General features: G+C 41.4%; 23 protein-coding genes. 11 read left to right on the top strand and 12 right to left on the bottom strand.

Annotated elements, in window-relative coordinates; translation table 11 throughout:
- Nucleotides 1–275: 275 nt before the first annotated feature.
- Entirely contained in the window at nucleotides 276–986 is a 711-nt protein-coding gene (locus L0P88_RS18440; RefSeq protein ID WP_247131378.1) for a hypothetical protein, read from the bottom strand.
- 945 nt (nucleotides 987–1,931) lie between these two features.
- Between L0P88_RS18440 and L0P88_RS18445 the strand changes: the two genes are divergently transcribed.
- From L0P88_RS18445 to L0P88_RS18475, 7 genes are all read left to right on the top strand, one after another.
- Entirely contained in the window at nucleotides 1,932–3,143 is a 1,212-nt protein-coding gene (locus tag L0P88_RS18445) for a C10 family peptidase (protein ID WP_247131379.1), read from the top strand.
- A gap of 13 nt (nucleotides 3,144–3,156) precedes the next feature.
- Entirely contained in the window at nucleotides 3,157–3,645 is a 489-nt protein-coding gene (locus L0P88_RS18450) for a hypothetical protein (RefSeq protein ID WP_247131380.1), read from the top strand.
- 1,044 nt (nucleotides 3,646–4,689) lie between these two features.
- Nucleotides 4,690–5,325, top strand: coding sequence for a DUF6134 family protein (locus tag L0P88_RS18455; protein ID WP_247131381.1), 636 nt, complete (start codon nucleotides 4,690–4,692; stop codon nucleotides 5,323–5,325).
- Nucleotides 5,326–5,347: 22 nt separating this feature from the next.
- Nucleotides 5,348–6,634, top strand: a complete 1,287-nt coding sequence (locus L0P88_RS18460) for an APC family permease (RefSeq protein WP_247131382.1) — start codon at nucleotides 5,348–5,350, stop codon at nucleotides 6,632–6,634.
- 341 nt (nucleotides 6,635–6,975) lie between these two features.
- Complete coding sequence (locus L0P88_RS18465; protein ID WP_281499693.1) at nucleotides 6,976–7,266, top strand: nucleotidyltransferase family protein; 291 nt, start codon at nucleotides 6,976–6,978, stop codon at nucleotides 7,264–7,266.
- Nucleotides 7,267–7,337: 71 nt separating this feature from the next.
- Entirely contained in the window at nucleotides 7,338–7,595 is a 258-nt protein-coding gene (locus L0P88_RS18470) for a DUF86 domain-containing protein (RefSeq protein ID WP_247131384.1), read from the top strand.
- Between the two features lie 230 nt (nucleotides 7,596–7,825).
- Nucleotides 7,826–8,650 (top strand): transporter substrate-binding domain-containing protein, encoded by an 825-nt coding sequence (locus tag L0P88_RS18475; protein WP_247131385.1) that lies wholly within the window; start codon nucleotides 7,826–7,828, stop codon nucleotides 8,648–8,650.
- A gap of 94 nt (nucleotides 8,651–8,744) precedes the next feature.
- Here the strand turns inward: L0P88_RS18475 and L0P88_RS18480 are convergent, their stop codons facing one another.
- From L0P88_RS18480 to rlmD, 5 genes are all read right to left on the bottom strand, one after another.
- On the bottom strand, nucleotides 8,745–8,993 hold the full coding sequence (locus tag L0P88_RS18480) for a hypothetical protein (RefSeq protein ID WP_247131386.1): 249 nt from the start codon (nucleotides 8,991–8,993) through the stop codon (nucleotides 8,745–8,747).
- A gap of 258 nt (nucleotides 8,994–9,251) precedes the next feature.
- Nucleotides 9,252–9,935, bottom strand: a complete 684-nt coding sequence (locus tag L0P88_RS18485) for an outer membrane beta-barrel protein (protein ID WP_247131387.1) — start codon at nucleotides 9,933–9,935, stop codon at nucleotides 9,252–9,254.
- 185 nt (nucleotides 9,936–10,120) lie between these two features.
- The gene (locus tag L0P88_RS18490; RefSeq protein WP_247131388.1) at nucleotides 10,121–10,867 is read right to left on the bottom strand and encodes a DUF6048 family protein; all 747 of its coding nucleotides are present in this window, start codon (nucleotides 10,865–10,867) and stop codon (nucleotides 10,121–10,123) included.
- On the bottom strand, nucleotides 10,848–11,372 hold the full coding sequence (locus tag L0P88_RS18495; protein WP_247131389.1) for a DUF6452 family protein: 525 nt from the start codon (nucleotides 11,370–11,372) through the stop codon (nucleotides 10,848–10,850). The genes L0P88_RS18490 and L0P88_RS18495 overlap by 20 nt, the downstream gene beginning before the upstream one ends.
- 11 nt (nucleotides 11,373–11,383) lie before the next feature.
- A complete protein-coding gene (gene rlmD / locus L0P88_RS18500; RefSeq protein ID WP_247131390.1) occupies nucleotides 11,384–12,790 on the bottom strand; it encodes a 23S rRNA (uracil(1939)-C(5))-methyltransferase RlmD in 1,407 nt (468 codons plus the stop codon).
- A gap of 94 nt (nucleotides 12,791–12,884) precedes the next feature.
- Here rlmD and L0P88_RS18505 point away from each other — a divergent pair, with 94 nt between their 5' ends.
- The 3 genes from L0P88_RS18505 to rocD all read left to right on the top strand — a co-directional run bounded on the left by L0P88_RS18505 (nucleotide 12,885) and on the right by rocD (nucleotide 15,245).
- The gene (locus tag L0P88_RS18505; protein WP_247131391.1) at nucleotides 12,885–13,448 is read left to right on the top strand and encodes an RNA polymerase sigma factor; all 564 of its coding nucleotides are present in this window, start codon (nucleotides 12,885–12,887) and stop codon (nucleotides 13,446–13,448) included.
- Nucleotides 13,432–13,821: a DUF6768 family protein gene (locus tag L0P88_RS18510; protein WP_247131392.1), complete on the top strand. Its 390-nt coding sequence runs from the start codon at nucleotides 13,432–13,434 to the stop codon at nucleotides 13,819–13,821. The genes L0P88_RS18505 and L0P88_RS18510 overlap by 17 nt, the downstream gene beginning before the upstream one ends.
- 143 nt (nucleotides 13,822–13,964) lie before the next feature.
- Nucleotides 13,965–15,245 carry an ornithine--oxo-acid transaminase gene (gene rocD, locus L0P88_RS18515; RefSeq protein ID WP_247131393.1) on the top strand — a complete coding sequence of 427 codons (1,281 nt, stop codon included), beginning with the start codon at nucleotides 13,965–13,967 and terminating at the stop codon, nucleotides 15,243–15,245.
- Between the two features lie 49 nt (nucleotides 15,246–15,294).
- Here rocD and L0P88_RS18520 read toward each other — a convergent pair whose 3' ends face one another.
- From L0P88_RS18520 to L0P88_RS18530, 3 genes are all read right to left on the bottom strand, one after another.
- Nucleotides 15,295–16,602, bottom strand: coding sequence for a carboxypeptidase-like regulatory domain-containing protein (locus L0P88_RS18520; protein ID WP_247131394.1), 1,308 nt, complete (start codon nucleotides 16,600–16,602; stop codon nucleotides 15,295–15,297).
- Between the two features lie 455 nt (nucleotides 16,603–17,057).
- Entirely contained in the window at nucleotides 17,058–17,447 is a 390-nt protein-coding gene (locus L0P88_RS18525; protein WP_409557693.1) for a VOC family protein, read from the bottom strand.
- On the bottom strand, nucleotides 17,447–19,906 hold the full coding sequence (locus L0P88_RS18530; RefSeq protein WP_247131396.1) for a M14 family metallopeptidase: 2,460 nt from the start codon (nucleotides 19,904–19,906) through the stop codon (nucleotides 17,447–17,449). Before L0P88_RS18530 ends, L0P88_RS18525 begins: the two co-directional genes overlap by 1 nt.
- Nucleotides 19,907–20,026: 120 nt before the next feature.
- Here L0P88_RS18530 and bshC point away from each other — a divergent pair, with 120 nt between their 5' ends.
- Nucleotides 20,027–21,628, top strand: coding sequence for a bacillithiol biosynthesis cysteine-adding enzyme BshC (gene bshC / locus L0P88_RS18535; protein WP_247131397.1), 1,602 nt, complete (start codon nucleotides 20,027–20,029; stop codon nucleotides 21,626–21,628).
- Here bshC and L0P88_RS18540 read toward each other — a convergent pair.
- The 3 genes from L0P88_RS18540 to L0P88_RS18550 all read right to left on the bottom strand — a co-directional run bounded on the left by L0P88_RS18540 (nucleotide 21,617) and on the right by L0P88_RS18550 (nucleotide 25,369).
- Complete coding sequence (locus tag L0P88_RS18540) at nucleotides 21,617–22,159, bottom strand: pyridoxamine 5'-phosphate oxidase family protein (RefSeq protein WP_247131398.1); 543 nt, start codon at nucleotides 22,157–22,159, stop codon at nucleotides 21,617–21,619. The two genes, bshC and L0P88_RS18540, sit on opposite strands and share 12 nt — an antisense overlap.
- A 204-nt stretch (nucleotides 22,160–22,363) precedes the next feature.
- Nucleotides 22,364–23,023, bottom strand: coding sequence for a beta-phosphoglucomutase (pgmB, locus tag L0P88_RS18545; protein ID WP_247131399.1), 660 nt, complete (start codon nucleotides 23,021–23,023; stop codon nucleotides 22,364–22,366).
- A gap of 6 nt (nucleotides 23,024–23,029) precedes the next feature.
- Nucleotides 23,030–25,369: a glycoside hydrolase family 65 protein gene (locus L0P88_RS18550; RefSeq protein ID WP_247131400.1), complete on the bottom strand. Its 2,340-nt coding sequence runs from the start codon at nucleotides 25,367–25,369 to the stop codon at nucleotides 23,030–23,032.
- Nucleotides 25,370–25,437 lie beyond the last annotated feature (68 nt).

Consider the following 25,437-nt stretch of genomic DNA (forward strand, 5'->3'; position numbering starts at 1 on the left):
TGCCATGATATTGGTCAGTAGTGGGCATGGAAAGGGAGTCTATGGATTGTCTTCTTTTTTAACATACAAGGTAAGATTTTTCGAGGATTTGGCTTTGCCGGACAAAGACCGATTGCATAAAAGAGTTTTGATCCATAACCGTTTTAAAGGTTTTGCTGTTGATAGGGCAAAGCAGCCAAGCTATTTCGTTTCAGATATGAACCAAATCGAAAACCCTCATGGATTTTCAGAAACGACTGCCCGAGTCTGTCGAAGGCTAGGTGAGAACGGCGCTATTACTCATGGCCATTGCTGGGCACTGGCTTATTTTGTTCTAAATTCTCTAATCTTTTTTCTAATTCGAGCAGTTTACTATTCAGGGATTTCAATTCTTTAATCTCGTTTGCTTGTTCAGTAATTTTCTTTTCTTGTTGAATAGTATAAAGCGTTAATTCCTCTATTTTTTGGAGCAATTTGGAATCCATTTCCCCAAGAAAAATTCCATTTTCTTCAACTTCTGTAGCATTGGGAATATCTTTTAAATGACCTTTTTCTTTAATATGATGCTCTACTTCCGTTAAGGTTGGTAAGTTATAGTCTTTTTCAAAAACGAAGTCCGGCCACCCGGTTTCTACTTTGATTTCTTTTGCTCTTATGTTTCCATTTACTGCAAGTTTCCAGGTCCCAGGGTTGGTTGTTCCAATTCCTATATTTCCATCTGCCCTAAATATCATAAAAGTATCATCAAATCTTTTTCCAATATATCCGTAAGAGAAGCTAGAACTGCCTTCTATAGCACTGCCTATTGCTCCAAATTCAAATAAATTTTGGGTATTATTCTCGTTCGATATGGAAAAGCCTCTTGCCCAATCACCACTATAGCCTACCCAATTTGCTCTTATTTTAACACCATAAGCAGGTGAATTCAAACCAATTAATACATTTTCCTGAGCTTTCAATCCTAAACTCGTTCCAATCAATGCAATAGCTAAAATTTGTACCTTCATAAGAATTTCTATCTATGGTTTACATTTGGTTTTTTAGGCTTGTGCCTTAGGTAGGAACATAGATTATATCATCTAAATACCTTTTATGCGCAGAACTAAGATAGGAGATCTTTTACCTTTTTAAACGAATTTTCCTTCACATAGATGTAGCTTTTGGTAGGATTGCGTTCAACCAATAATTGAATGTACCCAATATCAGTTCCATCTTCCAATAAATGAGTTGCAAAACCGTGTCACGGCATATATGGTGTAGCTTTCTTTTACATCTCAGCTTTTTTGGCAGCGTTTGCAATTAGCTTTAACACACTTGAAGCCCTGCAGGGCTTATTCTTTGGTCCCTAAAAAAGATAGGTCTGGTGCCTGTATTCCTTAAAATAACTCCTTAGCGCACTGAATTGGGTAGGACTCAACGCTGTCATCCTATCTTTGTTCCCTCGCTCAGCAGTACCCACTAAAGGCGGACAGGGTTGTACTGCTGCGGCATAACTGTTTCAAAGTTTTGATACAGATAAGGCAAAGTAGCTTAGCTACTACTTTGCGGCGGGGGTCGATTTCAGAATAGTAATGTTTTTTGAAGGAAAACCCCGCGTCCATCAATCCTTTGGAAAAACCGCCCGTCCCACTGAATAATTCGAGAATGGTGATATCCCGTTGTATTTTTTTGCCCCATTTTTTAGAGGGCAAAACTTGATTGCATTGGCATTATTTCCGCTGTACGGGATGGAACTTCGGTACTGTAGAAGCGATTGGATGGAATGCACATTCTGTGGTTTGTCGAAAGCGATATTTTATTTAAAATATTGGTATTCAATAGGACGCAAATTAGATGCAATTTTATTGCGTATTTTCTTATTTAAAAGCATTATTAATACGTTTTTCTTGATAAATTTGTGGGAAAAATCAATTTAGAATGACAAAAAAATAATCTACTTAATTGCGAACTTTATGTGCCTTTTCATTTCATGTACCCAACAGGATAATGAAAGTGACATATCCGTTTTTGGCGAGAACAATTTACCCGAAGAACAGGACACCAATTTTATTGGTTCATCAGAAATCGAGAATATTGCGAATGACATATTCGTTACCGAAAAAACCATTTTTTCCAAAGATGGTATGAAAAAAAATATTGTTGATATAGAACCTATTGGTACTAATGAAGAAAAGCCATCTTATTACATTATAAATTATGAGGATGGAGGTTTTTTAATAATGTCCGGAGATAAGAGGGCACTTCCTGTTTTGGCATTTTCAGATGAAAACAATTTTGATCTCGATGCCGAAAGTTTTCCCGGATTATTGATTGATTGGCTAGAATCACAGGATAGCTATATCAAAAAAATTCGGGAAGAAACTACAAACGATAGCATAATTTCTGTTCCAGAAGAGGAGTGGAATATCGAGAACATCGAGAACTTCATTGCTTCCAAAGCAAATAATAAGAACGCATCTGTTTTAGGTAAGACTAATTGCAGCAGCGCCACTCTCGATTTTCAATACGGCCCACTGCTTTCTACAAATTGGGGACAAGGTGCTGGATATAATAACTCGGCCCCAGATTATGGTTGCACAGATTATATAAATGGAAGAACACCTACTGGTTGTGTTGCTACTGCTATGTCGCAGATTATGAGATACTATGAATACCCGTCGAGCTACAACTGGTCTATAATGCCAAATAATATCGGGTCGGATGAAACATCACGGCTTATGAGGGATGCAGGTGATTCTGTTGGTATGAATTGGGGTTGTAGTGGTTCTGGCGCACAGACCAGTAACGTACCAAATGCCCTAAAGTCAACATTTGGTTATAGTTCTGCAAACTATACGGACTTCAGTATCCCATATACAAAAACCGAGTTGAGTCTAGGATATCCGGTAATTTTGCGAGGTGGTGAAAGAGTAACCAAATGGCTCATTTTTAACGTATATGATAATGGACATGCCTGGGTATGTGACGGAATCAGGGAATATACAGTTCCTGTTCGTATTCAAGCAGGTCGTTGGGGCTATATAACGACTTGCCAGAATGCTTGGACGTACCATATGAACTGGGGTTGGAGCGGTTCGCATAACGGCTGGTACTCTAGTGGATGGCAAGTTGGTAATGATTCGTTCAGTTATGAGGCCGGAATGGTGTACAATATTAGAAGTTAAAAAAGTAAATAATATGGTTAAGAAGATTTTTTATGCCTTAGTAGTTATGCCCTTAATCTTTGGATGTGACAACGATGAGGGAGATTGTTGCAAGACCATCGAAGCAGTTATGTTTTTCGATGTAACGAACTCCGAAGATTTGGATTTGTTGGATCCAAATTCAGGAGGGATTGATACAAGCCTAATAGAAATACTATATACTAATCAGGATGAAGAAATGGTTTTAGTAAACAATTCTCAACTTGATGGGTCAAAAGGATACGTAATAATTGAACCTGATGCTGCTGGTAATCCATATAGAATCAAAGTCTTTCTTAATATAGACCATATTGAGAGCAACGTCTCATATACACATATAAAATGGTCCTCAGATAACATGGATGAAATAAAAACTGAATTCGACCTATCGAATAATAATATTATTGCAAAAAAAATATGGGTAAACGGCGAACTTAAATGGGAAAGCAGTAGTAGTGAACTATTGATTAGCCTTGTGAAGTAGCAAAATTGTTTATACCAAAGAGGGTGTCAAAATCATTTTTAGAAGTCAAATAAAAATTTGGCGGTCTTTGTAAATAAGGACAAACCTTCCGGATTAGGACTTACTAACGATGTTTTACTACATCATTTTAGTGCTGCTTTTATAAATATGTATTATTGATAAAGAAAAATTCCTGGATTCTTTATCCAGGAATTTTTTCATATTTTACTAATTCAGATTGGTCTATATAACCTTCTTGTAAAAAGTGATTGGATTGCTATTTTTGGCTTTTGCCATGGTCGTAGCCTTTATCATATTGAAATCTGTCCCGGTCAATTTTTTCTAATTGAGAATTGGAAACAAACCAATCCAAAATGCTACTGTCAGGGTTATATCTTCCTTTAGAAGCGTCCCTTCGCCCTCGATTATGTTCTTTATTGCTATCAAAAATCATCCCAAAATTGGCACTAACGAAGAAGATTTTAATCGACCCAGTAGCCATCTTTTTTTATCGTCCTTAGCGCAATTTGTGAGAGTAGATTTCCTTAACTATCAATTTTCCAATTTATGTTATAATACGATATCCTTACCATTGGAATCCCTATTTGATATCCCAAATGAAGGTATAGCTGCATTTAATTTCACCATTCAAAACCGTTACATCAACTTGGTATCCCTACGGCCCAAAACTTTAAGTTCATCTTTCCAGGACTTTAAGTTCATCTTTCCAAGACATTAAGTTCATCTTTCCAGGACTTTAAGTTCATCTTTTCAAGACTTTAAGTTCATCTCTCCAAGACTTTAGGTTAAACTTTTTAAGACTTTAAGTTAAACTTTCCAAGACTTTAGGTTAAACTCTCGAAGACTTTAGGTTAAACTTTTCAGGACTTTAAGTACATCTCCTCGCTCCACAGTACCCACCAAAGGCGGACAGGCTTGTACTGCTGCGGCATAACCTTTTTAAAAATTTTGATATTGATGGGGCAGCTGCTAGGCTAGTTCGCAGGGGGTGTGATAAAAATGGGAGAACAAATTGTATATTTATTTTATACAAGCCCTTTTCAAATGAAGTCCCACTCAAGTCTTACTATCGTAACTCAAACCTATAGGAGAAAGCTATTGCTTTTGGTATTGATTTGCGCTCCACAATTTTTCGGCTTTGGCCAGACCCTGGAATACGATGTTTTTGTCAATGGACGTCCTTCGGGACAGGCCACGGTTACGAAAACCTCACTATCCGATCAGGAGGTTAAGATCGAATTGAAATCTTCATTGAAAGTACAACTTTTAGTGTCCATACATATTGCGTTTGAAGGTTATGCCATATGTAAAGACCGTGTGTTGCAGAAAAGTGAAGTGACCGTTCGTAACAATGGACATCTACACTCAAAAACTACAACCTTACTTGAAAATGATGTTTACCGCATTATTAGAAATAAAAAAACCAAACCGTTTACGCAAGGGAACATCAGTTTTACGGGCTATGACCTGTACTACACGGTTCCTATCGGCAAGTCTACGGTATATTCCCTTAGCAATGGTACAATGGACAGCATTGAAAAAACCGATTTGACCTCATTTCAATTGATAGATGCAAAAAACCGCAAAAGCCTATATCGATACAACGATAAGGGTATTGCCGAATACATCAAGATACCACAGAAACCATATGATATTGAATTTAAACTAAACAATAACTGATCTATATTGCTAATAAAAATAGATGGACGATAAAAAAATTGGATTAAAGGAAGCCGTGTCCATCGGTATTGGCGGCATGGTTGGCGGCGGAATATTCGCAGTCCTTGGATTGGCCGTGGCACTGGCACAAGGGGGGACTCCAATTGCTTTTGTGATTGCCGGAATTATTGCGTTTTTGACATCCTATTCATATGCCAAGCTTTCCCAGGCCTATCCGGATCGTGGAGGGACCGTTAAGTTCATGAACGTTGGGTTTGGCATCAGTGTATTAAGTGGAGGACTCAACAACTTATTATGGATCAGTTATGTGATTATGCTCTCGCTGTATGCAAGTGCATTTGGTTCTTACGCTCAGAACCTGTTGCGCATTACAGGGGATAAGGTCATCGACACCCATATTTTCATGAGCGCCATAATCCTCTTGGCAACAGGTATCAACTATTATAGTATAAAGGTCGTGAGCAAAATTGAATCTTATGCGGTGATCATAAAACTGGTAATATTATTGGCCTTTGTTGCTGTTGGTATCTATGGACTGTTTGGAAACCAAAACCTACAGCAATTGACAGTCCCCAACTGGGAAGCTCCTTTAAAATTGGTGACCGGTGGGATGGTCATTTTTGTGGCCTACGAGGGTTTTGAACTCATCGCCAACGCTGCCCCGGATATCAGGAATCCGGAAAAGAACATTGCACGGTCCTATTTTATTTCAGTACTCTTCGTAATAGCCCTTTATGTCGCCATTGCCGTGATTGCTGTTGGATCTCTTCCCTTTGATGAAATTGCCAAAGCGCAGGATTATGTCCTTGCCGAAGCTGCCAAACCTTTATTGGGCAAGATAGGCTTTACCGTAATTACCTTAGCAGCACTTATCTCTACGTTTTCCGCCATTAATGCCTCTTTGTACGGAGGCAGTAGGGTAAGTTTTGAATTGGCCGAAGATGATGAACTGCCACATGAGCTATCCAAATATTGTTGGAACCAACCCATTGGATTGGCAATAACAGCCGTTCTCACCCTGATCATTGCCAACATCTTGGATTTGGAAAGTATATCAACAGCAGGCAGTATTGGATTTTTATTGATTTTTGCCATGGTAAACTATGTAGCTTTCAAAAAGGCCTCAGATATTAAAGGGAAAAAGGCAGTGGCCCTAATGGCGACCTTACTTTGTCTAATAGCTTTGGCTGCTTTGATTGTGCAACAGATGGAATCCAATTTAGCAGGGGCTTTGATTGCAATTGGAATCGTTATCACAAGTTTCCTGGTCGAGTTTATCTATAAAAGAATGGAGCAAAGCAAGCCTTGATTTTATATGGGAAAAGTTAAAAAGGGCCACTGCAAAATCCAAATTTTAAAAATACCTTCTGATAACCTATCTACGCTAACCGCTCCACAGTATCCACCAAAGGCGGACAGGTTGTACTGCTGCGGCATAACCGTTTTAAAAGTTTTGATAGTGATAGGGCGCAGTAGCCAAGCTACTTCGCGGCGGGACAAAATTCTTATTGGCCCTTATTTCATAAATTGCAAAAATACCGATAACAATGTATAAGTCGTTCATTGTCAGTAAAAGCTGCCAACGCCGTTTATACGAGACCATTAGGGTCAATTTAAAGATGGTTTATTTTTAAAGTATTAATTTTAGGCGTGGACTCTACTCGGGAAATAAAACAAAAACTCTCAAAGCTTAAGATACGTTTGAAAAAACGATATCCGATATCTTCCATGGCTCTATTTGGATCTTATGCTCGAAATGAGCAAACCGAGATAAGTGATATTGATATTATGGTTGAATTTGATGGTAGAATTGGAAGCAGATTCATTGATCTGGCCAATGAGCTTGAAAACGCTCTGGGAGTAAAGGTTGATCTAGTTTCAAAAAAAGGTATCAAAGACCACTATCTAAAAGCCATTCAATCTGAATTCATATATGTCTAGAAGGGACAATTCTTTGTTGATTAAGGACATGCTTGAGTCTGCTAATAAGATTATGTACTATCATTGAAGAAATGACTTTTGAAGATTTTGAAAAAGATGAAAAAACAGTCGATGCTGTCATTAGAAATTTTGAAATCATTGGTGAAGCAGCCAACCGATTAGACGATACATACAAGTCCGACAATCCAGAAATAGAATGGGATAGAATGAGAGGTTTCAGAAACCGAATAATTCATGAATACTTTGGTATTGATTTGGAAATCGTTTGGCAAATTATAGAAGACGACCTCGAACTGCTTATCGAATCCTTAGCAGAAAAGCTGAAATAAAAACTGGCTATAAGTAATTACTTGTTATCGCCTACCCTTTGACAAAGCCTGTATCGAGCTAGTCGAGATGCTCAGGGCAGCGCTTCTGAAAATCCGAGAGGATTTTCAGTTTGGTGGGTACCTGCCTGCTGGCAGGCGGGCTTGTAAAGTTAAGTGCTATTCCGATAGCCATCGGGACACGCAACTCCTCATAGCCAAGACCGTCATCGATAATTAGGAAAAGTATACATATGAATCACAATTTTAAACATTTGATAAGGCTATTTTTTATTGGTATACTATTTTGTTCATGTAGTACTCAGAAAATTGTACATGTAGATAATAAATTACCATTCAATTCCTTACTTGATAAAATAGTATCGGATGGTGTTCTAAGAGTAGGGACTACTGGTGATTATAAACCTTTTTCATATCGTAAAAAAGAATCCAGAGCATTGCAAGGAATGGACATTACGATGGCGAATGACCTTGCCAACAGCCTTGATGTAAAGGTGAAATTCGTTAGAACCAGCTGGCCAGCATTAATTGACGATCTTCAGGACAATAAATTCGATATTGCGATGAGTGGTATTTCCATAAGACTCAACCGACAAAAATTTGGCTTTTATAGTATTCCTATAATAGAAGGGGGTAAAATACCTATATGTAGGGATAACGATGCTGAAAGATTCAAATCATTGGATTCAATAAACCAAAAAGATGTTAGGGTGATTTTTAATCCTGGAGGAACGAATGAGGAATTCGCAAGGTCAAATTTCCCCAATGCAACATTGATTGAAAACGAAGATAACATTTCAATATTCAGGAGAATCGTAGAAAAAGAGGCTGATGTAATGGTTACCGATCAAATCGAAGCACTTATTCAAGAGAAAATTCATTTGGAATTGGAGGCAGTCAATCTTGAAAAACCTTTTGCCTTTTTTGAAAAGGCATATTTAATGCCAAGGGATGTAGCTTGGAAATCATATGTTGATCAATGGTTGAATCTTCGTAAAAAACAAGGTGTGATTGATGCAGTCATTCAAGAAGAAATTAAAGAATTAACGAGTCAATAATCAACACTTGTTCTGAACAAAATTCGCATTAGCTTGGGTACCATAAAAAAAGGCCAACCCTTGGGTTGGCCTTTTTTAGGTATTGGTTTTGTTCTCAAGCACTTACACTTAGTGGTGCCCAAACGGAACACATCATTCCGGGGGCTGCCTTGGAGGGATTTGCACAGTCTTCCCTTTGAAAACGAAGACAGGTATTGCAGTCCCTATCGTTGTTCAGTTCAAGTTTCATTTCAAAGCTGTCACAGGTATAGTGACTTCCCACTTTTACACCATGGACCTTACACATTTGATCGGTCATCAAATTGTCACAATTTCCACAGTTGTTTCCTAATCGTATAGCCATTTTTTATGTTTTTTGAATTACCCTATAAAAATAAATTCAAATAGGCATAGAAGCAATATAAATAACTGATTTTCAATTATTTGAATTTATATTGTTTTAAAATAATAGTTGCGTTCACATGGTTGGTCCATCCCTTTTTTAAGGTTGGTATTTCCGAATGGGATTAAAAGCTACCCCAAAAATGCATTATACATTTTTGGGGTGGTGTAAGCTTTCTGCCCAAAGGCTTTAAAATGGCCTTTAGGGGGCAATTGGTGATTAGAAATAATAAGAAAGCCCAAAAAAGATTTGGGAAGTATCCAAATCGAAATTGAAACGATTCCTATCTTCGGTAGAAATGACGGTTTCATTGGAATCTGTGAATTCAGACTCCGATCTTTCATATTGCAATGCCCCAATACCGGCTTCCAGGGCAAACGCTTTGGAGACAAAATAGGTAATACCAGGCCGAATACCTATGAAGAATGTATCGGTTGTACTTTCCGATTCGGAAAGGGTATTGTTTTCCGAGGTGCTCTCCCCTCTAAGATGTTCATAACCGAGTTCACCTTGCAGATAGAGCGCCAGGTTTTTGTTCAAAGGAAAAAAGCGCCGCAGGTACGAGGCTATGGACAGGGCATGGAATTCCGTTGTCCGCGAACTATTGATCGTATTATCTTCAAGAAATGTACTCTCGGATTCCCCGTAACGGTATCCCGGTCGTATACCAAGAACGGTATTTTTGCCCACTGCATAACCCAGGTTAGGCAAAAAGGAAATGCCAGTGCTGCTGTTTTCACTGGTAAAAGGTTCATTTTCAGAGGTGTTGGAAAGCGTGTTCACAGAAAGATTGCCCCCAACGGTCCATGTTCCCTTTGGGATGACCAACCTATCGTCCTGTGTGATTTGGGCGGTAAGGCTACCTGCAATCAATGCGCCAGCAAAAAATAGTGTTTTTTTCATGTGATATGTTTTAGTTAAGTGATATTGACATCAAATAACATTCCTTTAGGCCGGTCGGTTGAGGGTTTAACCCGAGTTTAACAGGGCTATGGGATAGGTCCCAATGGTGCTGGATTTTTACCCTAAAATCAGTTGGAAGTAGTGGAAGTGGATTATCCGTAGGAAAGAAGGGATTTGGTGGAGTTCTATTGCTCCGTTTCCTCAGTTTTCTTTTTCACTTTTTTGTAGAGGGGCAGGAAATAGGACAATGAATAATTGTATCCCACGCCCCAATTGGAATTTTCGGTCACTTTGTTAAAACCGGGAATCCAAAGGTTCCTGAAATTATCGGGGTCCTTGTTGGTTATCAGATGTCCCAATCGCGCACTGATCCCCACATATATATTTTTAAAGATTTCGGCCTTCATGCCCACTACAAATTCTATCCAGGAGGCATTCAGGCTGTCGAATTCCTGGGCTTCGGTACTTCCAATGACAAATTCATCCGGACTAAAGAAACGGTTACTATCAAAAAACCGAAAGTTTTCCAGGGTATGGCTAAGCGTACTAAAGGCATAACGTCCGCCAATATGGATTTGGTTGCGCATGCCAAACCAGTTGGTATAGGTATTGTAATCCGCACCGGCTTTGATATAGCTTCCTGAAGTGGAATAATCATATAAAACAAACTCCCCAAGGATTTCTTCCTGCATTCTTTCCTCATTGCCCAGTTCTGCGGCTAGCCACCATTTTTCGGTGAGCCTAAAATCCCCTACCAATTCCAGACCGGTGTAGTTATCGTTAAGGAAGGACAGGGCTGGCCTGCTCAGATCAACACCAACCCTAAGTCCATAGGCATATTTTCGGGTAACGCTATCTCTCTTTTTTTCGCCTTGCGCCAAACCCATGCTTACCACAAGTAAAAAGAAAAGACTAATGGAATATCTTAACATGGATGGCATTTGAGCGTTCAACATTTTTTTCAGAAATCGAAATTCGTTTTATCCAATCTTCAGCTGAAACCTGTCTAATGGTGTCCAGTTCATCAAAGTTGGCAATAAAGCCACAGGCCCTGGAAATAAATTCCTCATTGACCGTATAGGTAAAGGTGAGGGTATCCCTATTTCCTGTTTCATCAATGTCCTCGGTCGAACTTGAGCCGGAAATAAGCTCAAATTGGGTGGTGGGTTCCATTATACGAAGCGGAACAAAAATGGAATCCGGGGAATTGGCGCGATCTCCGAACCCATATGCTTCGCTATCACTCAGAATACTATCATTATCTATTGCCTTTATTCTAAGGGTAGGCACGGATTTAAACTCCAAGGTATCCAAAACGTCGTAAAAACCAATGACAAGAAGGGGAGTGTCCCCTTCCACACAGATATCGTCCTTTTCACAGGAAGCAAAGTGGGTTATGAGCAAGAGCAGGAGTAAGACCGGGAAAAATCGATTCATTCGTAAGTTCACTATCGCTTTTGTAAAAGTACTACATTTTCCACGTGGTGGGTCTGCGGGAACATGTCCACAGGTTGTACGCCCACCACTTGGTAGGATGCATCCATTAGGGCCAAATCCCGAGCTTGTGTAGCACTGTTGCAACTTACATAAACGATTTTTTCTGGAGCAATGTTTAACAATTGTTCAACAACTTTTTTGTGCATTCCGTCCCTGGGGGGATCGGTCACGATTACATCCGGTCGACCGTGGAGCGCAATAAATTGGTGGTCCAGAACCGTTTTCATGTCCCCCACAAAAAACGCCACATTGTCAATACCATTGTTTTGGGCATTTTCCCTGGCATCCGCAATAGCCTCTGGAACCGCTTCTATCCCAATTACTTTTTTGGCCTTTTTTGCCACAAATTGGGCAATGGTTCCCGTGCCTGTGTATAGATCGTAAACCAGCTCCTTTCCCGTTAAGCCGGCAAAATCCCTCGCTATTTTGTAAAGTTCATAGGCTTGTTCGGAATTGGTCTGATAAAAGGACTTGGCATTGATTTTAAACTTTAATCCTTCCATTTCCTCTACAATATGATCGCTGCCCGAATAGCAAACAACTTCCTGGTCGTAAATAGTGTCATTTGCTTTCGTATTAATGATGTATTGCAATGAGGTGATTTCTGGGAATTTCCCCACTAAATGATGCAACAGGAGTTCCCTTTTTTCCCTGTGGTCTTCAAAAAACTGGAGGACCACCATGATTTCTCCCGTTGATGCGGTTCTGATCATAAGCGTTCGTAACATCCCCTGCTGCTTTTTGGGATTAAAAAAGGTCATTCCCCGATCTTCGGCAAAAGACTTGACTGCCAGCCGAATGGCATTGGATGGGGCCTCCTGCAAATGACATTTCCTGACATCCAGGATTTTGTCCCACATCCCGGGAATATGAAATCCAAGGGCGTTTCTGTTTTCAATGGTAGCATCCGATAGGATTTCCTCCTCGGACAACCATCGGGAATCCGAAAAGGAGAATTCCATCTTGTTTCGGTAGAAATACTGCTTTTTGGAATCTAAAATTGGGGAAATCCCCGGTAGTGTTATCCCACCAATACGTTTAAGGTTGTTTTCAACCTCCCTTTGCTTATAAAACAACTGGTGTGTGTAGGACATATGTTGCCATTTACAGCCACCACAGGTCCCAAAATGTTCACAGACCGGGACGGCCCTTTTTTCGGAATAGGTATGGAAATGTGTGGCGACCCCTTCAAAATAGGCTTTACGTTTTTTATGGGTCTGTATGTCCACAATGTCCCCAGGTACTGCATTGGACAGGAAAATAACCCTACCGTCCGGTGCCTTTGCCACGGATTTCCCTTTGGCTCCGGCATCCACCACTTCCACACGTTCAAAAAATTGGCGCCTGTTTTTTCGCATGCCGCAAAAATAATGGTTTAAGGGCTGTAAATTGAGAAGAAATTTTATGGCCGGGGAACCTTTTTAAAAGATTACCGTCCATAGTATGTAAACCATGGGTAAACCAAATAGAATAGTGGACTCGTTACTGGTCATTTCCTATCAAGGAGGGAATAAAAAGGCCCTGGACCTCTTGGTAAGGCGATGGAACACCAAACTCTGTGCCCATGCGTATCGCTATTTGGACGATTGGGAGCTGGCCAAGGATGTTACCCAAGATACCTGGAGTACCGTTCTGGCCAAAATTCATATGCTACGGGACAGCAATAGTTTTGGGAGTTGGGCCATGACCATAGCTGGTCGAAAGGCCTTGGACACCATTGCCAAACAGACCAAACGGAAAAAAGAGGTCAAACCGCAGTTCTGGGAGAACCATGAAACGGTTCCTGAACCCTTAATTACCAAGGAAGCCCAGATCAATCGAATTCTAAAGGTAATGGCCACCTTACCCTTGGAACAGAAAATGGTGTTGCGATTGTTCTACTTGGAGGAGTATAGTTTAAAGGAAATCAGTGCTATCACCAACACCTCCGTAAATACGGTAAAAACGAGATTGTTTAGGGCCCGCGAAAAAATAAAGGAAGAACTAAAAATAAGAAAGGATGAAAAAAGAGATTGAACAATTGGATGAGTTGATCAAGGAAACACTTTCCAAGGAAGAGGCACAGTTTTATGAGGAATTGGAAGAAAAAAATCTGTTCGGTAAGATTACAGAGGTGTATAAAAGTAAGATGGGCTGGCTGGCCATCATCATGAATATTATGCACTTAGCGCTCTTTGGATGTTTCATTTATGTTCTGGTGCAATTTTTTGATGCCGAGGCTACAAAGGACTTAATAGTTTGGGCCTCTGCCGGTTTTTGCTGTTTGATTTTTATGGCCATGATGAAATTGTACGTTTGGATGCAGATGGACAAGAATGATGTCCTACGCGAACTGAAGCGCGTGGAATTACAGATTTCCGTTTTGGCCCATAAACGGGACAACTCCTAGCATAGGATAGGCATCGTGTGGAAATATTTTTAAATTTGTGTCGCTACAGGGATGATTTCTCTCCTACGCTGAATTTTCGATACTTGTCGAAAGGATAAAGGTGCAGAAGGAATAGCTAAAGTCGTATTCTAAAATTTTTGATCATGGCAGTAGTTGATACACTTACTTCGCAAGATGCCATTGCATTGGAGAACCAGTATGGAGCACAGAACTATCACCCCCTTCCCGTTGTTTTGAGTAAGGGGGAAGGTGTTTATGTTTGGGATGTGGAAGGGAAGAAATACTATGACTTTCTTTCGGCCTATTCCGCAGTAAATCAGGGACATTGCCACCCTAAGATTATTTCCGCATTAAAAAATCAAGCAGAGAATCTAACGTTGACTTCCCGTGCGTTTTACAATGATGTCCTGGGCAGGTATGAAAAGTATGCCACGGAATTTTTTGGGTTTGATAAGTTGTTGCCCATGAACACAGGGGCCGAAGCAGTGGAAACCGCAATGAAACTGGCCCGTAAGTGGGGATATGAGAAAAAGGGTATTCCTTCCAACCAGGCCAAAATAGTGGTCTGCCAGAATAACTTTCACGGTCGTACCATTTCCATTATTTCGGCATCCAACGATCCCATAGCTACGGAGAATTTTGGACCCTTCACCCCGGGGATAGTTTCGATCCGGTATAACGATATCAATGCCCTTTCCGAAGTGTTGAAAGACAACAATGTGGCGGCATTTTTAGTGGAACCCATTCAGGGGGAAGCTGGGGTTTATGTCCCCGATAAGAACTATATCAAGGAGGCTTTTGAGTTGTGTAGGTCCAAAAATGTCCTTTTCATAGCGGACGAAGTGCAAACGGGGATTGCCCGAACGGGTAGATTATTGGCAACCTGTGGCAATTGTGCCTGTGCAGATAAGAACTGTTCGGGAACACCGGAGGTAAAACCGGATGTGTTGATTTTGGGAAAAGCAATTTCCGGGGGCGTATTTCCCGTTTCCGCCGTTTTGGCGAATAATGAGGTTATGGATGTCATTCGTCCCGGTAACCATGGTTCCACTTTTGGGGGTAATCCGTTGGCATGTGCCGTTGCCCTTGCTGCTTTGGAAGTGGTAAAGGAGGAACGACTTGCGGAAAATGCCGATACCCTTGGAAAAATTTTCCGGGCGGAAATGGAGAAACTGATCCAGGAAAGTGATTTGGTGCGTTTGGTCCGTGGCAAAGGGCTGTTGAATGCCATTGTCATCAATGATACGGAAGATAGTTCAACGGCCTGGAATATTTGTATGGCGCTTAAGGGGAACGGATTGTTGGCCAAGCCCACCCATGGAAATATCATACGGTTTGCACCTCCCCTGATCATGACGGAGGAGCAGTTGTATGAATGTATCGCCATTATACGAAAGACCATTTTGGAATTTAAGGTCCAATAAAAAAATCCCCGAAAGGGGATTTTATTTTTTCTGGCAAACAGAAAAGCGTTTACGGGACGGTTGCCCCACTTCTATTGGCACGCCTGAGCTGTCTTTGGATTTTCTTGATGGCGGACTCAATGGATTTTTCGGGTTCTATAATATTGTATTCCCCCCAAAAATCAGGGTCGGCAAATCCAATGGCCTCATCGGTCAGGATGATGGAACGCCTTATTTTTTCCTTGTTTTTGAGTGATTCCCCTGAGGTATTTTTCTTCCAATCGGTTATGGCCATTTCGGCAGACATGCTATAGACGGAATTGAAGAGCTTACCCTTCCAGTTTACCTTAAATTCCATTAGCACATTGCTATAGCTATAATACCATTTCCCATCCTTTTCCCTATAGTCCACACGATAGGCAACTTCCGTGGGCCACACGTCCACCCTTGCCGGCTTTTTTCGAACAAAAAGCTTCGATGCCAAATTACGATCGGTAATGTTCAATTGATAAATGGCACTGGTCAGCGTTTTGTTTTCAAAATCTATGAATAATTCCCCTTGGTACAACGGATCCCTAATAGAAGGCAGTTGACTAAATGAAATCACATAGATCAACCGGTCATTGATATACGTGGAACGCTCAAAATTAAATACGTAATTATCCACGCTACCATCCACGAAAATAAAATCGGTATACTTCATGATGTCCACATAAAGCGTATTGAAAGGTCCACCCTGTAGTTTTAGGGCAACGGTATCCAATTTACTGTAATCCGTGCTTTTCCTTGCCTTGAACAACTTCATGGCATCGTTCCTATTGGAAGTGTACGGGGTTTTATAGATATTGACCACGGCCTCGGATAAGGAGACATTTTTTCGACGTTTTTTAATGGTTTCCCTATAAAAAGCGGTCATGACCGTATTGTTGTCCGTGTATTTTTCCCCTCTTCTGGAGAAGACTTCCCGGACCAGCTTTTCAGCATCTTTTGGAGCATTTATGTTCACACTGCTCAGTTGCGTAAAAGATACTTTCAATGGGATTTTATTACCGTTTTCCTTCAGTTCATTCAAAGGAATGGTTTTACTTTCATACCCCAAAAAAGCAATAACGATCTTACCTTCGGTTGTGGACGCCGGTATTTTTAAAAGGAATTCACCATCTGCATTGGAGACGGTGCTGATGTTTGAATTGGCCAATGCGATGGATGCCAAAGCCAAAGGCTTTTTTGTGTTTGCATCAAAGATTTCCCCTTTATATTCGGAAAACCGTTCTTGATCTTGTTGAAAGGCCTTGGCGTGCTGCACACCCAACCCCGTCAATACAAGACCGAGTACAAAGACCCAATGTTTCATACTATAAACTATTTTCGTTTTCATGATTCCTAATTTTATGTAAAATTAATGAATGTTCGTTTTGTGTTGTACTATTGTTTTTCGCGTTATTCCGATTGTGCCTCGGAATCTCATTATGCTGAATATGAATTCTTTATGATGAGAACCTGAAACCAGTTCGGTTTGACGTAACGTTCTGCGCTTACTTACGGATACGCTATTAAAATTAATGTGAATTTTAACAACGGACTGTTAAAAACTATAAAAAAACGTGAGTTCGATATCATTTTTTATCAACCAAAATCCGTCAAATTGAGTGGTTTTTCGAAATGAAATGAAGAAAAATTGTATCGAAATTAGGATTTTGCAAGAAAATTACTTGCCTGCCTGCCCTGCAGCCGGCAGGCAGGTTTTTCGATACATTTTTGCTGTCGCAAAAACACTCAAAATGACGTAATTTTCTTATATCGAACTCACATTAAAACAAAAAAGCTCCCGTTTTAGCCTTCGTAAATCTCCAGGGGCAGGTTATCCGGGTCCGTAAAAAAGGTAAACTTCTTTTGGGTAAGCTCATCAATACGGATGGGTTCCGTTGCTATTCCTGCCTCGTTGAGCCGCATTACCACGGCTTCAACATCTTCCACTTCAAATGCTAGATGGCGTAGTCCACAAGCTTCGGGACCACTTGTCCTTTCCGGAGGACTGGGGAAGGAAAACAATTCAATCGTGTAACGGGCATTCAGCGCCAAGTCCAACTTGTAGGAGTTGCGTTGTTCCCGGTAGGTTTCCCTTAAAACTTCCAGACCAAGGACCTTGGTGTAAAAATGCTTGGATTTGTGATAATCGGAACAAATAATGGCAATATGGTGTATTCCCTTGAGCATGGACATTAATTCACCATAAAGAGGGCATTGGCAAAAAAGAGCTTTCCATTTTCCCAAAAACCTCTAAAAAGGGGGTTGTCCACCATGTACACCACTCGGCCCCTACCATATTTTTCAACGCCAAACACCAAGGATTTTCCAATCTTTTTTTGGATTTCACTGCCCGCAAAACCCGAAACAGGCTTGGTTTTGTTTTCAAGGTATACCGTATTCCCATGGGGTAGATAGTCGTAGGTGTCACTACCAAGTTTTAGACTAAAGTATTGGTTTCCATACCCATAGGCCAAAGGATGGGTGTTGTCCACCTTGGTTTCAAAGATAGCCCCGGTGATGGCATTCTTCATGGATTCCCGCTGAAGGTCCTTGTGCGGCATTAGATTGGCATCCGAACTGTCCTTAGTGTATTCCTTTTGCTTGATGCCAAAGCCGTTTTCCCCGTCTATTCCTTTTATGGCCCCTCCCATGGCAATTAATTTACCGCCGTGTTGAACCCAATTTTTAATGGCTTTTAGCCTATCCTCATTCATAAACGGGGAATAGCGCCCTCCGGGCAGTACAAAAATGTCATATTCATCCAGGTTTACACGATCCACGTAGTCGGCATCGATTACGGTGAGCGGATAATGCAATTGCCTTTCGAAGAAATGCCATATTTCACCAAAACGAAGGGTAGAGGTAGGGCCACCGGCAAGAATGGCCACTTTCGGTTTTTTTATCATTTGCACATAACGTGAACCAAAATCCTTTCCAGAATCCACATAACCGGTATTCGTGGGCGTGAGTAGCGTATGGTGCTTATGGGCCACTGTGGAAAGCACCTCAATGAAGTCCTTCTTTTCCGCATTGTCCGAAGAAACAATAATAAGACTGCCCCTTGCAAACGATTGGCCGTTGATGCTAAAGGGGGCATAAGCGGTCCTCACCCGAATGTCGTTCTGTAACAAATCCGCAAGGAAACGGGCATCCCTCATACTGTTCCACTCTAAAATATGGGCATAGGCTCCTTCATGGATGTTCGCACCCTTTGGAGGATACATATTCCACTCATCCGTTACCTCATAAGGAACATTTGAGAGGCTTGCCGTGGCATCGAGTCCATAGGCATAAGGAAGTGACCATGCCGTAATATCATAGGTCAGTGAATCGCTCAATTTAGCATTGGGTTCAAATAGTACCTTGACCATGGTTCCCTTGGCTTGATCCGTGGAAACGACCAATGAATTATCGTCTATATTTCTTGATTTTGTGGTCCTAGAGGCATAATTGAACCCTTTTACGGTACCTTTCTTTGCCCTACCGTACACAATTTCGTGATTGGCCAATAGGTTTTCCAATGCGTTGATATGATCTGGATTTCCACTTAATACATAGCTCTTGTACTTAAAATCCCTGTCCTTGTAAAACTTTTTGAATTCGCTGGTCAGTTTTTCCACATTTTTGGAAGCTACTTCAACGGTGGACAGCCCTGTGGTGAAGTGATGCGCAATCCGGTCCTTCAAGGTAAGTGTGTCCCCTATTCCAGTGATGATCCCCAATCCTGCGCGCCCACTGCCCCCTTGTTCGTAGGTCATGCCAACGGCCCCATTATAGGTAGGGTAGGTATCGCCATAGCTTGGATAGAACAGATCAAAAACCTCTTTGGTAAAATAGAACCATCCGTTGGCATCAAAATACTTGGCATGGTTCCTTCCAATGGTTTCCTGAAAGTTTCTTTGAAAATCGGTAATCACTTCATGATAGGGCTCTGCAGCCGGGGCAAAATAATAAGGGTTGTTTACCCCTTGCTCATGAAAGTCCACGTGAACGTGGGGCAACCATTTGTTGTACTCTTTAATGCGTTGTTGGCTTTCTGCCTGTGTCAACCAGGCCCAGTCCCTATTTAGATCGAACATATAGTGGTTGCTTCTCCCCGACAGCCATCCTTCATGGTGTTCTTTGCTATTGGGGTCCACTTGATATGGGGTATTTTTATATTGGTTGTACCAATTGATGTACCGATCTCGGCCATCCGGATTCATACAGGGATCAATGATGACCACTGTATTTTCCAAATACCCACTTTTTTGGGTCAGCAGCTCATAAATGGTCTTCATGGCGGCCTCCGTACCAACGCTTTCGTTGCCATGTACGTTGTAACTTAACCAAACAATGGCCTTGGAAGCATTTCCTTCACCTTCCAATGCCTTTAGGTGTTCTTGTCGGATACTTTCCAGGTTCGCAAGGTTTTCAGCCGAAGAAACGAAAGCTAATACCAAGGGCCTACGTTCGTAGGTTTGGCCATATTCCATTAACTTTACCCGTGCACCCTCACTTTTCGCAATATGCTCATAATAGTCCACTACCTCATGATGCCTACTGAATTGGGTGCCCAAATCATAGCCGAGAAATTCGGAGGGGGATTGAAGTTCTTGGGAAAAAATGGAAGTCGTGAAAATAAGGGAAAGGGATAGTAAAAATCGCTTCATAAAAGGTTTCGTTAGCTTAGGAATCAAATCTAATTAAAAAAACGCGCATTGTGCAATTAACTTATTTTTAGGAGTGCAATGGTAGAAGTGGTTTATCTTTAGCCTGATATTTAAGTTTGAATGGAAGTAGACTGTATCCCTTTTAGGAAAACGGGTTATTTCTCCAAATTGATTTGTGATTATTTGGATGAAAGTGAAAATGTAAAACCGTTCTATAACCGTTTCCCCTCCCTTGAAAATTTTAAAGCGCAATTTGAGGAAAAATCCAGGAATTTCCCTTTGGCCCATAGGGAATTGCTGTCCGATGCATTAGTAAAGCAGTATCATGGGATTGAAGCATCGGGAGGGACGTTACAGAACATTGAGTCCCTAAAAAACCGGCATACCTACACCATTGTAACGGGACATCAATTGAACCTTTTTACGGGTCCTTTATATTTTCTATATAAGATCATTTCGGTCATTAACTTGTGTGAAGAGCTCAAGAAAGCCTATCCGGAGAACGACTTTGTCCCCGTGTTTTGGATGGCGTCCGAAGATCATGATTTTGACGAAATCAACCATTTCAATTTCCAAGGGAAAAAGATACAATGGAACAGGACTTCCGGAGGTGCCGTTGGCAGAATGGATACCAATGGATTGGAAGAAGTTTTTGAGGTCGTCTCGGCAAAACTTGGCAACTCCAAAAATGCCAATACACTTAAGGAGCTATTCAAAGAAGCTTACCTGGGACACACTTCACTTACGGACGCTACCCGATTTTTGGCCAATACCCTTTTTGGTGAGTTGGGCCTTGTGGTGGTTGATGGTGATGATGTTCGGTTGAAGGAACTTTTTATTCCTTTTATCAAAAAGGACATTTTTGAAAACCAACCCTATCATTCGATTACTAAAACCATAGCAGAACTCTCCGCTGTCCCCGGGGATTATAAAATCCAGGTAAACCCTAGGGAAATCAATTATTTCTATGTAAAGGAGGGGCTCCGCGAACGGATTGTGGAAAAAGAGGGTTCTTATGCGATAAATGATACCGATATTCAGTTTACCAAGGCGGAACTGGAACAGGAGATTGCAGCCCATCCCGAGCGTTTTTCCCCCAATGTGGTCGCCAGGCCCTTGTACCAGGAAACGATTCTACCCAATCTTTGCTACATTGGAGGGGGTGGGGAATTGGCCTATTGGTTGGAGCTCAAAGCGTATTTTGAAGCCATGGGTGTTACCTTTCCCATGTTGTTACTGAGGAATTCGGCTCTGGTCATAACCGAAAAAGAAGCGAAAAAGGTAAAAAAACTTCAACTGGAAATATCCGATCTATTTCTGAAACAGAATAGCCTGATCAACAAGAAAATCCGAAAGATTTCCAATATTGATATTGATTTTTCCCCCCAGAAAAAACTGCTGGAAGAACAATTTTCCCAGTTGTACGAATTGGCCGAACAAACGGATAAGTCCTTTTTAGGTGCTGTAAAAGCACAGGAGGTAAAACAAAAAAAGGGATTGGATTTTCTTGAAAAACGCTTGTTGAAAGCCCAGAAACGAAAACTAAAGGACCATGTCATTCGGTTGACTGAGCTCCAGAATACGTTGTTCCCCAATTATTCCCTACAGGAACGGCAACTGAATTTTTCAGAATTGTATTTGGAACACGGGGAAGCCCTTATTCCCATGCTCAAAGGCGCACTTAAACCTTTGGAAGGGAAATTTTTAATCCTACGGTATTAAAAAGGTACCGCTCCATTCGCCTTCCATTTTTAGAAATTCTACCCGTAAATGGTAGGGTTGTTTTAGTTTTAAGTATTCAATGCGTGTAGGTTGGATTTCCACCATACAAAAGTGGTCACTTTCCGTGAGGTATTCTATCCCATCGGGTTGGTCTATCTTAATTCCTGGCGGGAGTACCGTTGTATAGTCCTTTCTGGATTTGGCCGGAATGGATTTCCATATCTTTCGCAACATTTCAGGGTTCTCCTTAATGTCCGCCTTTCCCTCCACTTGCAACTGTATCATTTTTTTAGGATGGTAAAACAGGGCGGAGACGGTATTGTTCCGATGTATCTGTTCCACTTTTGGGGAGCGTTTGTCTGTGTAGAACAATAATTGGAGATTGGGTTGGACCTTTCGTAAAACTACCGTTCGTTGACAAGGAATGTTTCCGGAAAGCGTTCCCAAAGCAAAATATTTAAACGGATGGCCTTTTTTTACACTTCCGTTAATTAGCTCATTTTTAATTTGTTGAAAGATTAATTGGTCCAAAACGAAACTTTTTTCAAAAATAATTCAAAAAAAGGGTAGGGTTAAGGCGAGTTGGATTGTTCTATACACAAATTGCTATGAAAAGGGTTGCAACCCTTTAAAAATTTGAATTAGATAATTCATGTGTTTAGGTTGGTTTTGATTTTACTTAAAAAGCCCCGGAGTGGTTCCCGGGGCTTTTACTTTTTATGATCGACGTTTTTTCTAGAACAAGTCTTTAAAATGTGCTTTCACGGCAAATAAGGTAGCTTCCTTCATGGTATCAAAACAGACATCGGCATGACCTACACGTTCCTTCGGACCAATACCAACGGTGTAAAAACCTCCCGCTTTGGCAGCATCGACACCCGCTTCGGCGTCCTCGTAAACAATGCATTCACTCGGCTGTAAATCCAATTTTTTTGCCCCAAACAGGAAAATATCCGGAGCTGGTTTGCTTTTGGACACGCTATTGCCATCTCCAATAACATCAAAGAATTTAGTGGCTTCCAATTGGGCAAGTACCTTGGTGGAATTCTTACTGGCACTGCCAAGGGCGACCTTAAAGCCTTCCTGTCGTAAAAGTGTCAACAGTTCCTGGGCACCGGACAGGTAATCCTTTGGACTCATTTGATCAAGGCTATCCACATAAATATTGTTTTTAAGTGTAGCCAATTCCACCAATTTAGTTTCCGAAACTTGGGCGTCGTTATGGTCCTTGATAATGTGGATGGAATCCATTCGGGATACCCCACGAAGTTTTTCATTGACTTCCCGATCAAATGCCCATCCCATGTCATTGGATAGTTTTTTCCAAGCGAGGTAATGAAGTTCGGCGGTGTCCGTAATGACCCCGTCCAAATCAAAAATAAATCCTTTTATCATCGTTTTTTATGTCTTTTTCACAGTCAATTCCCTTTCAACCGTCAAATCTTGTCCCAATAGGGAAAGATTTACGGCACCATTACCGGTATTGGTAATGGCAATTTTTTCCTCGGAAACCTTTATTTTCAAATAGTTACCCTTCCAATTGATGGGATAGGTGATTTCCTTGATTTGAGGCGGCAATTTAGGATTAATTCGCAATTTTCCATCCAACATTCGTACCCCTCCAAATCCGCAGACCAAAATTTGCCAAATGCCCCCCAATGAAGCCGCATGAATACCATGGTCCGAGCTTTTCATATTGGGGCCTAAATCTATTCTTGCCGCCCGTTCAAACAAAGCGTAGGCCAAGGGCAGATTATCAATGTCCGCTGCTAATATGGCATGAGTGGATAAACTCAATGAGGAATCGTGCAATGTCCTTGGCTCATAGTACTCATAATTGGCTTTTTTAATGGCATGGTCAAATTTATGTTCCAGTAGGTACATCAGCATGACCACGGAAGCTTGTTTGGTAACCTGTATTTGGTTTACCTGATCTAAGTTGTAATCTTTAAAAATGGATCCCACCTGTTTTTGGTTTTTGTACTTGGTCAAATCCATTTGCCGCAACGATAGGTAATCGTCGTCCTGGGGAATAACATTATCCTGATTGGGCTGTGGAAGGTACACCTTGTCAAAACGGGTCCTTAGTTCCGCTATCTCCTCATCCAGATGGAGCTTTTGATTAAGTGTTTGAAAGAGTTCGGAATTTTCGGTTTTAAGGATATCATAGTATCGGGAGGCATTTTCCATGCACCACCTTGCCGTGTGATTGGTGAAGGCATCGTTATTGACATGCTCTTTGTACTCATCCGGACCTACCACATTGTTGATATGGTATTCCTGTTTTTCCTCGTTCCATTCCAAACGACTGCTCCAGAAAATACCGGTGTCAAGAAGAATCTCATAGCCATATTTTTCCATAAAATCATCATCCCCGGTTATCATATAGTATTGCCAAACGGCAAAGGCAATGTCCGAGGTGATATGTTGTTCAATAAAACCGCTCCATATTTTGGTGGCCTCCCCGGTAATAATGTCCGCAGCACCCCATACGGGGGTGACTTCCCCATCATCTGCCCAGGCCGATTCCCAGGGGTACATGGCTCCCCGATACCCATTTTCCCTTGCCTTATTGCGGGCACCGGCAATGGTAATATAGCGGTACTTTAAAAGGCTTCGCGCAATTTCGGGAAAGGTATAGGTGAAAAAGGGTACCAGGAATATTTCGGTATCCCAAAACGAATGCCCCTTGTATCCTTCGCCGGAAAGTCCTTTGGCACCAATGCCATAGCGTGGGTCATGTTTTGGCGCCATGGTCAAAAGTTGGTATTGCGCAAAGCGTATGGCCAATTGATCGTATTGATTTTCACTGTCCACCAGAATATCCATCCGTTGCCAATAGGCATCCCAGGCTTTGGCACTTTCATCCAACAAGGTATTATACCCCTTTTTGGACTGGATTTTTAGGCTCTCCAGGGACATGGAACGGATTTCCTCCAGGGACATCCCGTCCAGCTCTTGGTCACGGGTGGTATGGATATTCGAAATTTTGGTGAGATGAAGTGTTGTTCCCTTGCCCAGGAAAGATTCGTAGAACATCACTACTTTCCTTCGATCCATTTCAAATCGTGAAGAAACCTCGGCCTGCGTCCCCGAAAAATAGTGATGGGTGTTGTGCACAAAGGTTATTTCCGATGCGGTGGTGGTCTGCAACATTTGAAGGTATTCCTTATCAAAAATTCGTTTTTCACCTTCCTCAAAATGTTGGGCGCCGCTATTGGTCACCTGCCCATTGATTCCTGATTTGATTTGAATGTGGGCGTTATCATCCTGCGGGGTAATGTTGACTTCCGAGCAAATAAGATGAAGGTCTTGGAACGAGACAAACCTTCGGAATTCAAAATCGTAGGTCCTTTCCTTGAACGACCAACGGAAGGAGCGTTTCAGTTCTCCGGTCTTGAGGTTCAGGTGCCTATTGTAATTGGTGAAGCTTCCTTTTTCCAGACTGAACAATTCACCATTGACAAAAATGTCCATGCCCAGCATATCGGCAGCGTTGGGCAATTCGGTAACATCATTTTTGCCCGGCTTGTTAAAGGTTCCGGATACAAACGTATTCCTTACCTGTCCAAGATAGCTTTCCTCCGTACAGCTCCGGGTTCCCAAATAGCCATTGCCCAAACTCATGATCACCTCGGCCTTGCCCTGAACTTTTGTCTTAAAATCGGTTTCCGTAACAATCCAATTTTTGAGTTCACCTTCCCCTTGGTTGTATTGCATTAACGTGTCGTTCTGATCCATAGGTTTTTCTTTATTATAAAACCCGAATGGCTTTGAGCCATCGGGTTGATTTCGTATTAATTTACTAT

Origin of the sequence: Muricauda sp. SCSIO 64092, assembly GCF_023016285.1 — a bacterium.
In the GTDB taxonomy this organism is placed as follows: domain Bacteria; phylum Bacteroidota; class Bacteroidia; order Flavobacteriales; family Flavobacteriaceae; genus Croceivirga.